This is a genomic window from Chromobacterium alkanivorans, from assembly GCF_016937655.1.
Lineage (GTDB): Bacteria > Pseudomonadota > Gammaproteobacteria > Burkholderiales > Chromobacteriaceae > Chromobacterium > Chromobacterium alkanivorans.
On sequence record NZ_JAFHKL010000005.1, the window covers coordinates 41,063 to 54,830 of the forward strand.

Below are 13,768 nucleotides of genomic sequence, written 5' to 3' on the forward strand. Positions count from 1 at the left end.
GCCCAAGGTTTGGGAATGTTGGCTCTACTTTAGGCATGAATGCACTATGGAAGAAATCGCCATTATCGGATTAGGCTGCCTGTTTCCAGGCGCCGAAACGCCAGAACAGTACTGGCGCAACCTGCTGGAGCGGCGGGATTGCACCTCGGAATTGAGCCGGGAAGAGCTGGGCGTGGACCCGGCGCTGTATCGCCACCCGGTGCCGGGCACCGCGGACAAGATCGCCTACAACAAGAACGGCCATGTGCGCGGCTTCAAGCTGGACGCCGGCCGCTACCGGCTGCCGGCTGCGCAGCTGGAGGCGCTGGACCCCTTGTTCCAATGGACGCTCTACGCGGCGGAACAGGCGTTGAACGACGCCGGCCAGGGCGCGGCCCACAGCGCCGAGGCGCTGGAGCGCTGCGGCCTGATCATCGGCAATATCGGCATGCCCACGCATGCCGGCAAGAAGCTGCTCAACGGCTTCTACCAAGGCATCCTGGAGCCCTACGTCCAGGAACTGCTGCAACGCGACGATTTCCATTTCCGCCAGCCCTGGCAGGCGGAAGGCTTGTCCGATCTCAATCTGATGACCGGCAGCCACAACGCCACGCTGGCGGCCCAGGCGCTGGGCCTGTCCGGCCCCAGCTTCGCGCTGGACGCGGCCTGCGCCTCGGCGCTGTACGCCATCCGCGTGGCCAGCTACTACCTGCAAAGCGGCAAGGCCGACCTGATGCTGGCCGGCGCGGTCTGCCACGCCGACCACATCTACATCGATCACGGCTTCAACGTGCTGCAGGCCTTCCCGGCCGACGGCCAGTCGGTGCCGTTCGACCGCAACTCCCAGGGCCTGAAGGCCGGCGAGGGCGCCAGCGTGATCGCGCTCAAGCGCTACGCCGACGCGGTGCGCGACAAGGACCGCATCTACGGGGTGATCGAATCCATCGGCCTGTCCAACGACGGCGGCGCCAAGCACATCCTGGTGCCGGACCTCAACGGCCAGCTGCTGTCGCTGAAACGCGCCTACGACGGCGTGGACAAGAACATCGATTATCTGGAATGCCACGCCACCGGCACCCCGGTGGGCGACCAGGTGGAGCTGGGCTCGGTGGAGACCTTCTTCGCCGACCAGGCGCAACGGCCGCTGATCGGCGCCAACAAGGGCAATATCGGCCACATGCTGACCGCCTCCGGCATGGCCAGCATCCTCAAGGTGCTGTTGGCGATGCGCAGCGGCGTGATCCCGCCGACGCTGAACGTGGAAGACATGGTCAGCACTCCGGGCGGCCAGCTGGACATCCGCCACGTGGTGCGCGACACCACGCCGTGGCCGCAGCGCGGCCAGGCCAAGCGCGCCGGCATCAACGCCTTCGGCTTCGGCGGCGTCAACGGCCACATGGTGCTGCGCGAACACCGCGCCGACGCGCCGGTGACCGCCTGGCCGCAACTGCCGGCCGAACAACAAAGCCTGGCCATCGTCGGCGTCGGCGTGGCGCTGGCGGACACCGAAACCCCGGACGCTCTGCTGCAAACGGTGGCCGAGGGCCGCCGCCATTTCCGCCCGCTGCCGCGCACCCGCTGGCTGGGCCTGGAGCGGCGCGCCGACGTGCTGGGCGCGCGCGGCTACCGCCAGGCGCCGGCCGGCGCCTATATCGAGCAGTTCGACTTCGACTGCAAGCGCTTCAAGCTGCCGCCCAAGGTGGTGGGCAGCCATCTGCTGTCGCACTTATTCCTGATGCCCATCGCCGAACGCGCCTTCTACGACGCCGGCTACCAGCTGGACGGCCACAAGCGCAATATCGCCGTCATCGTCGCCGGCGACGTGGACTACAGCTGCTCGCGCTACCAGGCGCGCAACGAGATGGCCTGGCAAGTGCGCGACAGCCTGGCGCACAGCGGCATCGCGCTGAGCGAGGCGCAGACCGCGGCGCTGGAAACCATAGTCAAGGACAGCCTGTTCCCGGAACCGTATCCGGAAGGCATCACCGGCGGCATCGGCAATGTGGTGGCCAGCCGCATCGCCGCTCACCTGAAGCTGGACGGCCCGGCCTTCTCGCTGTGCGCGCATGAAAACGCCGCCTTCAAGGCGATAGAGCTGGCGCAATTCATGTTGTCCGAGCAATTGGTGGACGCGGTGATCGTCGCCGGCGGCAGCTTCGCCGGCGGCCTGGAAAACGTGTTGTGGGCGCCGCGCCGCGGCGCCGGCCATGTCGACGCGCCGGTGGGCGAGGGCGGCGGCGTGGTGGTGCTCAAGCGCGAGCAGGCGGCGCTGGAAGCCAAGGACCGCGTCTACGCGGTGATGCGCGGCCTGGCCATCGGCCACGCCTGCGGCGACAGCACCGAGTTCCAGCCGGTGGCCGACGCGGTGGCGCGTTCGGCGGCGGCGGCCTTGCGCCAGGCCGGCGCGGACCCGGCGGCGGTGGGCTATCTGGAACTGAGCGGCGGCGCGCTGGCCAGCGACAATCAGGTGGAGATCGATGGCCTGTCCCGGGTGTACCGCGACAGCGGCGTGATCGCCGGCTCGGTGGCCGCCAACTACGGCCAGCTGGCCTCGGCCCAGGGCATCGTCAGCGTGATCAAGGCCGCGCTGTGCCTGCATCGCCGGCAACTGCCCGGCGCGGCGGCGCTGGCCGCCTATCCGCAGGACGCGCTGCGCGCCGTGTTCCGCGCCGGCGAAACCGGCGAGGACTGGCCGACGCCGACCGGCGGCCTGCGGCTGGCGGCGGTCAACAGCCTGGGCCTGGACCGCGGCTACGCCCACATGATTCTGCAAGAGCCCGGCGAGGCCAACCGTCTGGAAGCCAGAACGCCGGCGCTGCCGCAGACGGGCGGTCCGGCCCTGGTCGCCACCGTGCACACCGGCCGCGAACACACCATCGCCGAGATGATAGTCAACGAGGCCAACCGCGCGCTGTTCGCCGGCGTCAAACCCTGGCGGCGTCCGCAGCCGGCGGCGGCACCAGCGCAGCCGCAGCCGACCGCCGCGGCGCCGGTCGACAGCGAAGCGCCGGTCTTGCAAAGGCAGCACAGCCGTCAGGCGCAGACCCAGCTCAGCTATCTGCAGGCCGAGCAGCGCTTCTACCAGCGCATCGCGCAATTGCTGGGCGCAGGCGCGCCGGCCGGTCCGCGCCGCGCGGCCAAGCCCAAGGCCGCGGCGCCGGCGCGTCCGCGCCCCTTGTTCGACGAGGCGCAGCTGGTGGAGCTGACCGACGGCTCCATCGCCAAGGTGCTGGGCCCGGATTACGCCGAGGCCGACAGCTACCCGATCCGCACCCGCATGCCGTCGCCGCCGTATATGTTCGCCTCGCGCATCACCGCGCTGTCGGCGCAGCCGGGCAAGCTGGAGCCGTGCTTCATCGAGTGGGAATACGATCTGCACCCCGACGCCTGGTACGTGTCCGACGGCCTGGTGCCGGCCTTCGTGTCGCTGGAAGCCTCGCACGCGATGATCGTGGCCTTCACCTACATCGGCTGCGACCAGTTGTTCAAGGGCCAGTTGCGCTACCGGGCGGTGGACAGCCAGACCACGGTCTACGGCCCGTTGCCCAAGGCCGGCGAGGTGTTGCGCGGCCGCGTCAACATCAAGTCCTTCCTCAAGGTGGGCAAGAACGTGCTGATCGCCTACGAGTACCTGTGCTACGTCGGCGATAGGCTGAGCTTCAAGCTGGAGGCCAATTCCGGCTTCTTCCTGCCCAAGGACATCGAGAAATCCAAGGGGGTCAACACCGCGCCCTATCTGAAGGCCGGCCAGCCGGCGGAGCCGTTCCAGCCGCCGCTGCGCTGCGAGCGCAAGTCCTTCGACAACAGCCATATCGAGGCCTTGCAGCGCGGCGATTTCACCGCCTGCTTCGGCGACGCCGCCTACGCCGCGCCGCGCGCGCCGCGCTTGTACGCGCCGGCGGCCAAGATGCTGGACCGGGTGGTGTCCATCTCCGCCGACGGCGGCGCCTTCGGCCTGGGCGAGGCGGTGGCCGAACGCGACATCGACCCCAGCCACTGGGTGTTCCGCGCCCACTTCAAGAACGACCCGGTGATGCCCGGCACCTTCCTGGTGGAAGGCTGCGAGCAACTGGTCAAGTTCTACCTGTGCTACCTGGGGCTGTATTCGCTGCCGGGCATGGTGCCGCACGCGCTCAGCCCGCACAGCTACAGCGCCAAGTTCCGCGGCGAAGTGAAGTGCGAGGCCGACACCCTGAGTTACCGGCTCACTTGCAAGTCCATCCACTGCGACTACCAGGCCGACGGCCAGCTGGAGCGGATGGCGCTGGTCTTCCTCGCGGAGATCATTTACCGCGGCAACGTCATCGGCATGTGCGACAACCTAGGCGCCGGCTTCAGCCGCGCGCCGGCAGCGGCGGACGCTTCGGCGCCGGCGCTGACAGCGATAGAGGCATGAATGAACCAAGACAAGCTTTGCGTGGCGCCGCGTTTCGCGGCCCCGGTGTACAAATGGCAGGGCCATGCCGGCAAATTCCAGCAGACGCCGGAACAGGCTCAGGCCCAGCTGCTGGAGCTGGCGCGGCCGCTGCACGTGCTGCGCCAGCAGGACGCGGTGCTGCTGGAGCCGGCCGGCGGCCTGGCCGGCAACGGCCAGGTGGATTGCCTGGGCATGGTGCCGGCGATGTTGCCGGAATACTTCGGCGATCCGTCCTTCCTGCGTGATTACGGCGTGCGCTTCGCCTATTACGCCGGGGCCATGGCCGGCGGCATCAACTCCGAGGAGATGGTGATCGCGCTGGGTTCGCGCCGCATCCTCAGCGCCTTCGGCGCCGGCGGCCTGACGCTGGAGCGTATCGGCAGCGCCATCCGCCGCATCAAGCAGGCGCTGCCCAACGGGCCGTACGCGATCAATCTGCTGCACAACCCCAGCCAGCCGGACTGGGAAATGAACTGCGTCAAGCTGTTCATCGAACAGGACGTCAAGGTGGTGGAGGCCTCGGCCTACGTCAACCTGTCCGCCGCCATCGTCTACTACCGGGTCAAGGGCCTGGAAGCCGGCGACAAGGGCGCGGTGATCCGCCGCAACCGCGTGATCGCCAAGGTGTCGCGCCGCGAAGTGGCGCAGCACTTCCTCAGCCCGGCGCCGGAGAAGATCGTGCGCAAGCTGCTGGCCGACGGCCTGATCAGCGAGCGCCAGGCGGAGCTGGCCAAGAAAGTGCCGATGGCCGACGACATCACCGTGGAAGCGGATTCCGGCGGCCACACCGACAACGGCCTGCTCAGCTGCATCTTCCGCTCCATCGCGGAGCTGCGCGACGACATCGCCGCCAGCCAGAACTACCCGTTCACCGTGCGCGTCGGCGCCGCCGGCGGCATCGGCAGCCCGCACGCCACGCTGGCGGCGTTCTCGCTGGGCGCCGCCTACGTGGTCACCGGCTCCATCAACCAGGCCTGCGTCGAAGCCGGCACCTCGGACCCGGTCAAGCAGCTGCTGGGCAAGGCCAAGATCGCCGACATGGCGATGGCGCCGTCGGCCGACATGTTCGAGCTGGGCGCCAAGGTGCAAGTGCTCAAGGGCGGCAGCATGTACGCGGTGCGCGCGCAGAAGCTGCACGGCCTGTACAAGCAGTACCCCGGCCTGGAGCAGATCCCGGCCGCCGAGGTGGCCAGCCTGGAACAGCAGGTGTTCCGCCAGCCGCTGGCCCAGGTATGGGCCGACACCGAGGCCTTCTTCGCCGGCCGCGGCAATCAGGCGCTGATAGACGCCGCCAACGCCAACCCCAAGAAAAAGATGGCGCTGCTGTTCCAGTGGTATCTGGGCCAGTCCTCGCGCTGGGCGATTTCCGGCGCGGCCGAGCGCGCCGTCGATTACCAGATCTGGTGCGGCGCGGCGATGGGCGCGGCCAACGAGTGGCTGCAAGGCAGCGAGCTGGCGCCGGTGGCCAAGCGCAAGGTGGCCGACATCGCGGTGGAGCTGATGGCCGGCGCCGCCTATCTGAGCCGCGTGGCGGCTTTGCGCCAGCTGGGCGTGTTGACGCCGCAGCGGCTGGAGCGTTACCGCCCGCTCAGCGCCCGCATGGCGGCGCTGGACGAAGACGACATCGGACCCGAACCCGAATTGAATGACATCCCGTCATCAACCGTAGCACCAACCGCAGCATCACAGGGCAAGCAAGAGGAGAGCAGGAATATGGAAGGCAATACCAAGCTGTCGCTGATCAAGTCCAAGGATTTTTACAAGCAATGCTGGGAGCTGCTGCCGGGCGGCACCCATTACAACTTCGGCGACCCGGAGCGGCCGCTGGTGGTGCCGTTCAATCGCGGCCGCAATTCCCGGGTCTGGGACCTGGACGGCAACGAGCACCTGGACCTGTTCTGCAAATTCGGCGCGCTCTTCGTCGGCCACCACAACGAGGCCTATAACGAAGCGCTGATCCGCTACATGCAGAAAGTGACCTCGGTGGACACTTGCGACCTGGAGGTCGAAGTCTGCGAACTGATGGTCAAGCACATCCCTTGCGCCGAGATGATCCGCTTCTGCCTGAGCGGCACCGAGGCGGTGCAGAACGCGCTGCGCCTGGCGCGCGGCTTCACCGGCAAGCAGCGCTTCATCCGCTTCCACGGCCACTACCACGGCAACGCCGACAACATCATGGGCGGCCGCAAGCGCCAGGACCTGAGCTTCCCGGTGCCGGAAACCTTCAAGGGCGACCTGCTGGACACCCTGGGCCGCGCCGACGGCGCGCTGGAAGACCAGTCCTTCATGCTGCCGTGGAACGACATCCAGGTGCTGGAAGCCACCATCGAGCGCTACCACAATGAAATCGCCGCGGTGCTGATGGAGCCGATCTGCGTCAACGGCGGCGGCATCTTCCCGCGCGAAGGCTATCTGGAGCGCGCCAAGGAGATCTGCGAGAAGTACAACATCGTGCTGATCTTCGACGAGATCATCACCGGCGTGCGTCTGGGCCTGTCCGGCGCCCAGGGCATCCTCGGCGTCACCCCGCACTTGTCCACCTTCGGCAAGGCGCTGGGCGGCGGTTCCATGCCGATCTCCGCCATCGCCGGTCGTCGCGACATCATGGATCTCTATACCCGCGGCAAGGTGATCCACGCCGGCACCTTCAACGGCTACCCGCTGGGCCTGGCTGCGATCAAGAGCACTTTCGAGCTGATCGAACAGGACCCGGGCTGCTACGAGCGCATGGGCCGCTTCACCGAGCAGATCTCCGACACCTTCATCAAGGCCGCTCACGCCAATGATCTGCCGCTGGTGGTGCAGGGCATGCCCACCGCGCTGGTCTACCACTCGCAGGACACCATGGTGGACCGCTCCGAGGGCTACAGCGACAAGGTCAAGTTCTGCGACATCATCATCCGCGAGATCTCCAAGCGCTACGGCATTCAGTTCTCGCCGCTGTCGCGGATCTACTCCAACCTGCTGATGAACCAGGACGACGTGCGCTTCTTCGAAGAACGCATCTTCGACGCCATGGCCAACGCCCGCAAAGTGATCGACATCGCCTTCAAGGAAGGAGAGGTGGCGTGACCCGGCAAGTCGCCGTCGTCACCGGCGCGGCCGGCGGCTTCGGCAGCGCCATCGTCAAGTCGCTGCTGGAAGTGGGCTACGCGGTGGCGGCCACCGATCTGGACGCCGCCGCGCTGGAGCAGCTGGGCCGGGAGCTGGATTGCCCGGACAGCCTGCGCGGCTTCGTGATGGACGTGACCGACCCCGACAGCGTGGACGCCGCCAGCGCCGCCATCGTCGAACGGATGGGGGCCAGCATCACGGTGCTGGTCAACAACGCCGGCGTCATCGGCCGCGGCTACTGCATGGCGGAGAAAAGCGGCGAGCTGGCGCGGCGGGTGTTCGACGTCAACCTCAACGGCGCCTTCAACGCCACCGCGGTGTTCTCCCGCCACATGGCGCGGCTGAAGTACGGCCGCATCATCAACATCGCCTCGGTGGCCGGGATCTGGGGCGCGGCCGGCGGGTCGGCGTATGCGGCGTCCAAGGCCGGCTTGATCAAGGCGTCGGAGTCCTGGGCGCGGGAGCTGGGGCCGCTGAACATCAGCGTCACCGCGATCGCGCCGGGCATCTGCAAGACCAAGATGCTCAACCAGTTCGTCGACCGCCAGATGGTGGAGCAGTCCGACGACGCCATCGTCAAGTCCATCGTGCCGGTGGGGCGCTGGGGGCTGCCGGAGGACATCGCCGAAGTGGTCACCTTCCTGGCCACCTGCAAGACCAACTATCTGAACGCCACCGTGATTCCGCTGGATGGAGGCATGAGGGTAGGCACCCTGTAAGAACCTGTCCAAGGCCTGCTGCGCTTCGGCGACACGGAGTTGAAACCGGTTTCGCTCTAGCTCGAGAGACTTGGATCAGGTTCTGCAATATCGCGAGACGCAGAATCGGGGGCCGGCCGCGCCGGCCCCCGACTGGAATCAACCCAAATCATAAGGTGAAGTCATGGATTACCGAGCCAAGACCAGCGTCAAGAACATCGTGCTGACCGGTCCCACCGGCGTGCTGGGCGGCCGTTTGCTGCAGGAAATACTGGCCACCACCGACGCCAACGTCTATTGCGTGGTGCGGGCCGAGAACAAGGACGCCGCGCGCGCCCGCATCGAGGACGTGCTGTATTGCTACGACGAGGGCCGCAAGCTGGCCACCGAAACCTGGCGCATCATCCCGGTGCTGGGCGACATCAGCCAGCCGATGCTGGGCCTGGACGCCAGCGCCTACCGCGACCTGGCTCACTTGGCGGACCTGGTGCTGCACTGCGCGGCCAACGTCAGCCTGGTGGCTTCCTACAACAAGATCGCCCCGGTCAACGTGGGCGGCACCGCCAATCTGATCGAACTGTGCCTGGCCGGCAAGGCACCGCTGCTGTTCACCTCCAGCTTCAGCATGGTGGGCGACAAGCTGTACCAGCCGGACTTCGTGCTGCGCGAGACCGATCTGGACGTGGGCCAGGGCTTCGTCAACATGGACTACGAACGCTCCAAGTTCACCGCCGAGCGCATGGTGCACGAGGCCGGCGAGCGCGGCCTGGACTGGGTCATCGTGCGCCCGGGCAATATCTGGGGCGACAGCCAGACCGGCTGCTACCCGCTGAAGCAGACCAAGGTCAAGGGCATCTACTACGAAATGATCAAGTCGCTGGTGGAAACCGGGCTCACCTTCGCCTCGGACGAAGCCTTCGACATCTCGCCGGTGGACTATGTGGCCCAGGCCACGCTGTTCGCGGCGATGAATCTGCAATCCAGCAATCGCCGCACCTACAACCTGACCAATCCGCGCCCAATCAACTACGACGGCATCGTCGCCCGCCTGCGCGGCTACGGCTACACCCTGCGCGACGTGCCGTCCAAGGACTACTTCGAAGCGCTGCAGGAAGGCCGCATGCACCGCGGCGGCGCCGGCTACCGCTCCACCTTCACCGATCTGATGGCCATCTTCTACGACGGCAGCGATTGCAAGGAACACGCCAAGTACGACACCAGCGAAATCCAGGAGCTGCTGGCCAACACCGACATCCGCTGCCCGGATTCCGACCAGGCGCTGTTCGGCCGCTATCTGGACTACGCGTGCAAGGTCGGCTTCCTGAACGCCCCGGCGGCGCAGTCCCCGCTGGCGGAAATCAAGCGTCACACCAGCATGGCCGGCGGCTATATGGAGAGCCTGTACGACGCCGACCTGAGCGACGCGGCGGCGGTGCGCTGAGATGCTGGCCGACGAGGAAGCGCTGATCGAAGCGCCGGGGGAGCTCGAAAAACCGTCGCGAGCGGTTCGAGAGCAAGACGCACCGCGCGCAGCGACCGAGATAGTACAAGGAGTACAGCGAGGGAGCGAGCACGGAGCAACGCAGCTATCGGACGGCGCAGCAGGTTTTTCGAGGTCCCCACCGGTCGCGGAACTGCTGCTGGACTACCAGGTGCTGAGCAACGGCGAGCCGATAGGCCGGCTGCGCACCGAGCGCCGCCGCGGCTGGCTGGACGACCTGCCGGTGCTGCAGGTCAGCAACCGGATGGACCTGCGCTGCAGCGGCCTGTGGTTCGACTACTCGCTGCAATCGGACGAGAGCATGGACTTCGGCGCCGACGGCCTGTGCCGCTACGCCGGCGTCTCCGACGAGGACGGCGACAAGACCGTGATCAAGGGCCGGCTGCGCCAGGGCGTGCTGACCCTGCGTCTGCACGACGGCCAGCTGGAAGTGCGCCGCTTCAAGCTGGGGGATTTCGACGCCAGCAGCGAAGACGCCGCCGAACGCTTCCTCGCCGGCGGCCAGGCCGAGGCCACGCTGCGGGTGCTGGACCTTGAGCACTTCGACATCGACGAAGTCCGCTACCAGCGGCTGCCGGATGAAACGCTGGACCTATTGGGCCAGCCGCGGCAGACGAGGGTGGTGGCCTATCAATCAAAGCGGCGCAAGATCAGCGGCACCGGCTGGTATCTGTCCGACGACGGCGGCGAAGTGCTGGTGCGCCAGAGCAGCCGCGAGCGCGGCGACCACAACGAAGTGATATTGACCGATTGGGAAAGCAAACCATGCCAAATCAAGACTTAGCCGTCACCCTGGTGCAAAGCGACATCGCCTGGGAATCGGTGGATCAGAACCTGCAGCGGATGGAGCGCCACCTGAGCGCGGTGAACGACAGCCAGCTGATCGTGCTGCCGGAAATGTTCACCACCGGCTTCAGCATGCGGCCGGAAAAAATCGCCGAAACCATGGACGGCAAGGCGGTGCAATGGCTGCGCGACACCGCGCGCGCCAAGCGCGCCGATCTGGTGGGCAGCGTGGCGATAGAAGACCAGGGCCGCTACTACAACCGCCTGTTGTGGGCCAAGGCCGACGGCAGCCTGTTCAGCTACGACAAGAAGCATCTGTTCAGCTTCGCCGGCGAGCACGAGCACTACACCGCCGGCGACGCGCCGCTGATCGTCAAGGTGGACGGCTGGTCGGTGGCCGCCTTCGTCTGCTACGACCTGCGTTTCCCGGTCTGGTCGCGCAACAACAACAGCCAGTACGACCTGGCGCTCTACATCGCCAGTTGGCCGGAGCGCCGCGCCAAGCACTGGCAGACGCTGCTGCCGGCGCGGGCGATCGAAAACCAGGCCTTCGTCATCGGCGTCAACCGCGTGGGCGTGGACGGCAACGACATCCGCTACAGCGGCGACTCCATGCTGATAGACCCGCTGGGCGACACCCTGTACCACGGCCGCCAGCTGGAAAGCGTGTATCAGGCCCGGCTGTCGCGCGCGCAGCTGGACGATGTGCGCGCCCAGTTTCCTTTCCTGAAGGACGCGGACCGTTATCAACTCGTTTGACAGCGCCACGGCAATGGAAAGAGGCGGACGACTCCTGCGGCTGCGCGGAGTTTTCCGCTGTTTCGGTTCTCCTTCGGCTTCTACGGAAAGTGAAATGCACCAAGCCACAACAAGAGAAAAAGTCATCGAATTCCAGTCGGTGACCAAGCGCTTCAACGACTACACCGCGGTCAACGACGTTTCGCTGGACATCCACCGCGGCGAATTCGTCGCCCTGCTGGGGCCCAACGGCGCCGGCAAGACCACGCTGGTGGAAATGCTGGAGGGACTGAAACAGCCGGAGGCCGGCACGATACGCATCCTGGGGCGCAGCTGGCAGAAAGACGAAAGCTATCTGCGCCACCGGCTGGCCGGGGTGTTGCAGGAGTCGCTGTTCATCAACAAGCTGCGGGTGGACGAAACCGTCAACCTGTTCGCCAGCTTCTACGGCAGGCCGCGCAGCCGCGCCGACGAGGTGCTGGAGCTGGTGGAACTGATCCCCAAGCGCAAGGTGATGGTGGAAGGGCTGTCCGGCGGCCAGCGCCAGCGGCTGGCCCTGGCCATCTCCATCCTCAACCAGCCGGAAATCCTGATCCTGGACGAACCCACCACCGGCCTGGACCCGCAAGTGCGGCGCGGCACCTGGGACATCCTGCGCAAGCTCAACAAGGAGCTGGGCTCCACCATGTTGCTGACCACCCACTACATGGAAGAAGCCGAATACCTGTGCGACCGCATCTGCATCATGCACCAGGGCCGCATCCTGACCCAGGGCACGCTGGACGAACTGCTGGCGGCGCACGAGCCGGGCGAAGTGGTGGAATACCGGGTCAAGAGCGGCGCCGGCGGCGCCGAGCCCAAACACAAGGACAACATCATCAGCTACAGCTACGACCAAGCGTCCGCCAAGGCGCGGCTGCTGGTGCGCAACGGCTCGGCCTTCCTGTTCCGCCTGTCCGAGTTCATCCGCGAACAACAAATCGACATCGACGAAATCATCGTGCGCAAGAAAACGCTGGACGATTTATTCCTGTCACTGGCCGGCCGAGGTTTCCATGAATAACGCCCTGCTCAATCTGATCATCACTCAATTCCGCCAATACCTGCGCGAGCCGCAAATCCTGTTCTGGTCCTTCGGCTTCCCGCTGCTGCTGGTGTGGCTGCTGGGCGTGTCCTTCTCCGGCGGTGAAATCAAGGAACGGACCATAGGCGTGGTGCTGCCGCCCAGCCTGCAGGAACAGGCCGCGGTCAAGGCCTGGATCAGCAAGGTGGAGGCCCGCAACCAGCCGCTGTCCAGCGTCATCAACGCCGACGAAATCAAGCGCGACCACCTGATCCGGATGAAATACCGCTTTCAGTACTACCCGGACCGCGAATCGGTGCTGCGCGGCCTCAAGCGCGGCGACGTGCAAGTGTTCATGGAGCCCAGCGCCGACAGCGGCAAGCGCATCTACTACCTGGACCCGCAAAACAACGAGGCGCTGCTGACTTACTTCTTCCTCGGCGACGATCCGGAGGCGCTGAGCCGGGCGGTGGACAAGAATATGTCGGTGCTGGACAGCCCCGGCCTGCGCTATATCGACTTCCTCGTGCCCGGCCTGGTGGCGATGGCGGTGATGGAGACCTGCCTGATCGCCGTCGGCTGGTCGCTGATCGAAAAACGCGCCACCCGCGTCACCCGGCAGATGCGCATCACCCCGATGCGCAAGACCGACTTCCTGCTGGCCCACGTGCTGGCCTGCCTGGTGTTCAGCCTGCTGGAGACCCTGGTGCTATACCTGTTCGCCAGCAGTTATTTCGACGTGCACGCCCAGGGCGGGGCGCTGCCCTTCATCGTGCTGCTGCTGGCCGGCAATGTCTGCTTCGCCGGCATCGCCATCCTGGCCGCCTCGCGCGCCACCAAGGCGCAGACCGCCAACGGCCTGCTGGAAATGACCATTCTGTTCCTGGTGATCTTCTCCGGCATCTTCTTCAGCTACAAGCACTTCCCGGACTGGATGGTGGCGGTGATCGAGGTGTTGCCGCTGACGATACTGGCCGACGGCATGCGCATGATTTTCGTCGAGGGCGCCGGGGTGTTGGAAATCGCGCGCTCGGCGGCGGTGCTCACGTTGATCGGCATCGCCGGCTTCGTCAGCGGCGCGCGGGTGTTCCGCTGGTACTAGGGGGGAGTAGGGTACTGACGTTGGAGTTTAGCCAAGCTGGTGGGGCGAGAAGCGCGTTTCCGATGCGCCCCTGGTCCCTTCAAGCCTGCCGACGGGTGGCAGGCCCGAGGTCTTAAGCGGCTGCCCTGTTTGAGCGATTTGACGCTAGCAAATCGCGAGTTCAGCCGCGCCTCGGGCCTGACGGGAACCGGCGGGAAGCCGTAGGCCAGGCTTGCAGGGCGGCCTTTGGGGTGAAGGGGAATTTGGCCGCGCAAATTCCCCTTCCTGCCCGCCGGGCAGCCCCGGCAATGTAAATCATCAATCCGCGCAGCGGATTCAACACCAGATCGGGCGCAAGCGTTAAGCGCACCGGTTTGCGATGCATTAGCAA

8 protein-coding genes are annotated in these 13,768 nt (G+C 66.2%); all 8 read left to right on the top strand.

Annotation, left to right across the window (positions count from 1 at the left end):
- The first annotated feature begins 46 nt into the window (after nucleotides 1-46).
- Nucleotides 47-4,375: a hotdog fold thioesterase gene (locus JW897_RS10245; RefSeq protein ID WP_205466009.1), complete on the top strand. Its 4,329-nt coding sequence runs from the start codon at nucleotides 47-49 to the stop codon at nucleotides 4,373-4,375.
- Nucleotides 4,376-7,468 carry a PfaD family polyunsaturated fatty acid/polyketide biosynthesis protein gene (locus JW897_RS10250; protein ID WP_205466010.1) on the top strand — a complete coding sequence of 1,031 codons (3,093 nt, stop codon included), beginning with the start codon at nucleotides 4,376-4,378 and terminating at the stop codon, nucleotides 7,466-7,468.
- Entirely contained in the window at nucleotides 7,465-8,229 is a 765-nt protein-coding gene (locus JW897_RS10255) for an SDR family NAD(P)-dependent oxidoreductase (RefSeq protein WP_048412080.1), read from the top strand. Before JW897_RS10250 ends, JW897_RS10255 begins: the two co-directional genes overlap by 4 nt.
- Before the next feature lie 163 nt (nucleotides 8,230-8,392).
- Entirely contained in the window at nucleotides 8,393-9,649 is a 1,257-nt protein-coding gene (locus JW897_RS10260) for an SDR family oxidoreductase (protein WP_048412079.1), read from the top strand.
- Between the two features lie 211 nt (nucleotides 9,650-9,860).
- Nucleotides 9,861-10,493 (top strand): hypothetical protein, encoded by a 633-nt coding sequence (locus tag JW897_RS10265; protein WP_048412078.1) that lies wholly within the window; start codon nucleotides 9,861-9,863, stop codon nucleotides 10,491-10,493.
- Nucleotides 10,475-11,254, top strand: a complete 780-nt coding sequence (locus tag JW897_RS10270) for an amidohydrolase (protein WP_205466011.1) — start codon at nucleotides 10,475-10,477, stop codon at nucleotides 11,252-11,254. Before JW897_RS10265 ends, JW897_RS10270 begins: the two co-directional genes overlap by 19 nt.
- Nucleotides 11,255-11,348: 94 nt before the next feature.
- A complete protein-coding gene (locus JW897_RS10275; protein ID WP_019102765.1) occupies nucleotides 11,349-12,296 on the top strand; it encodes an ABC transporter ATP-binding protein in 948 nt (315 codons plus the stop codon).
- A complete protein-coding gene (locus JW897_RS10280; RefSeq protein WP_205466012.1) occupies nucleotides 12,289-13,398 on the top strand; it encodes an ABC transporter permease in 1,110 nt (369 codons plus the stop codon). Before JW897_RS10275 ends, JW897_RS10280 begins: the two co-directional genes overlap by 8 nt.
- Nucleotides 13,399-13,768 lie beyond the last annotated feature (370 nt).

Coding starts and splice junctions, on each gene's coding strand:
- JW897_RS10245 (WP_205466009.1), top strand. CDS start 47: ATGGAAGAAATCGCCATTATCGGATTAGGCTGCCTGTTTCCAGGCGCC.
- JW897_RS10250 (WP_205466010.1), top strand. CDS start 4,376: ATGAACCAAGACAAGCTTTGCGTGGCGCCGCGTTTCGCGGCCCCGGTG.
- JW897_RS10260 (WP_048412079.1), top strand. CDS start 8,393: ATGGATTACCGAGCCAAGACCAGCGTCAAGAACATCGTGCTGACCGGT.
- JW897_RS10270 (WP_205466011.1), top strand. CDS start 10,475: ATGCCAAATCAAGACTTAGCCGTCACCCTGGTGCAAAGCGACATCGCC.
- JW897_RS10275 (WP_019102765.1), top strand. CDS start 11,349: ATGCACCAAGCCACAACAAGAGAAAAAGTCATCGAATTCCAGTCGGTG.
- JW897_RS10280 (WP_205466012.1), top strand. CDS start 12,289: ATGAATAACGCCCTGCTCAATCTGATCATCACTCAATTCCGCCAATAC.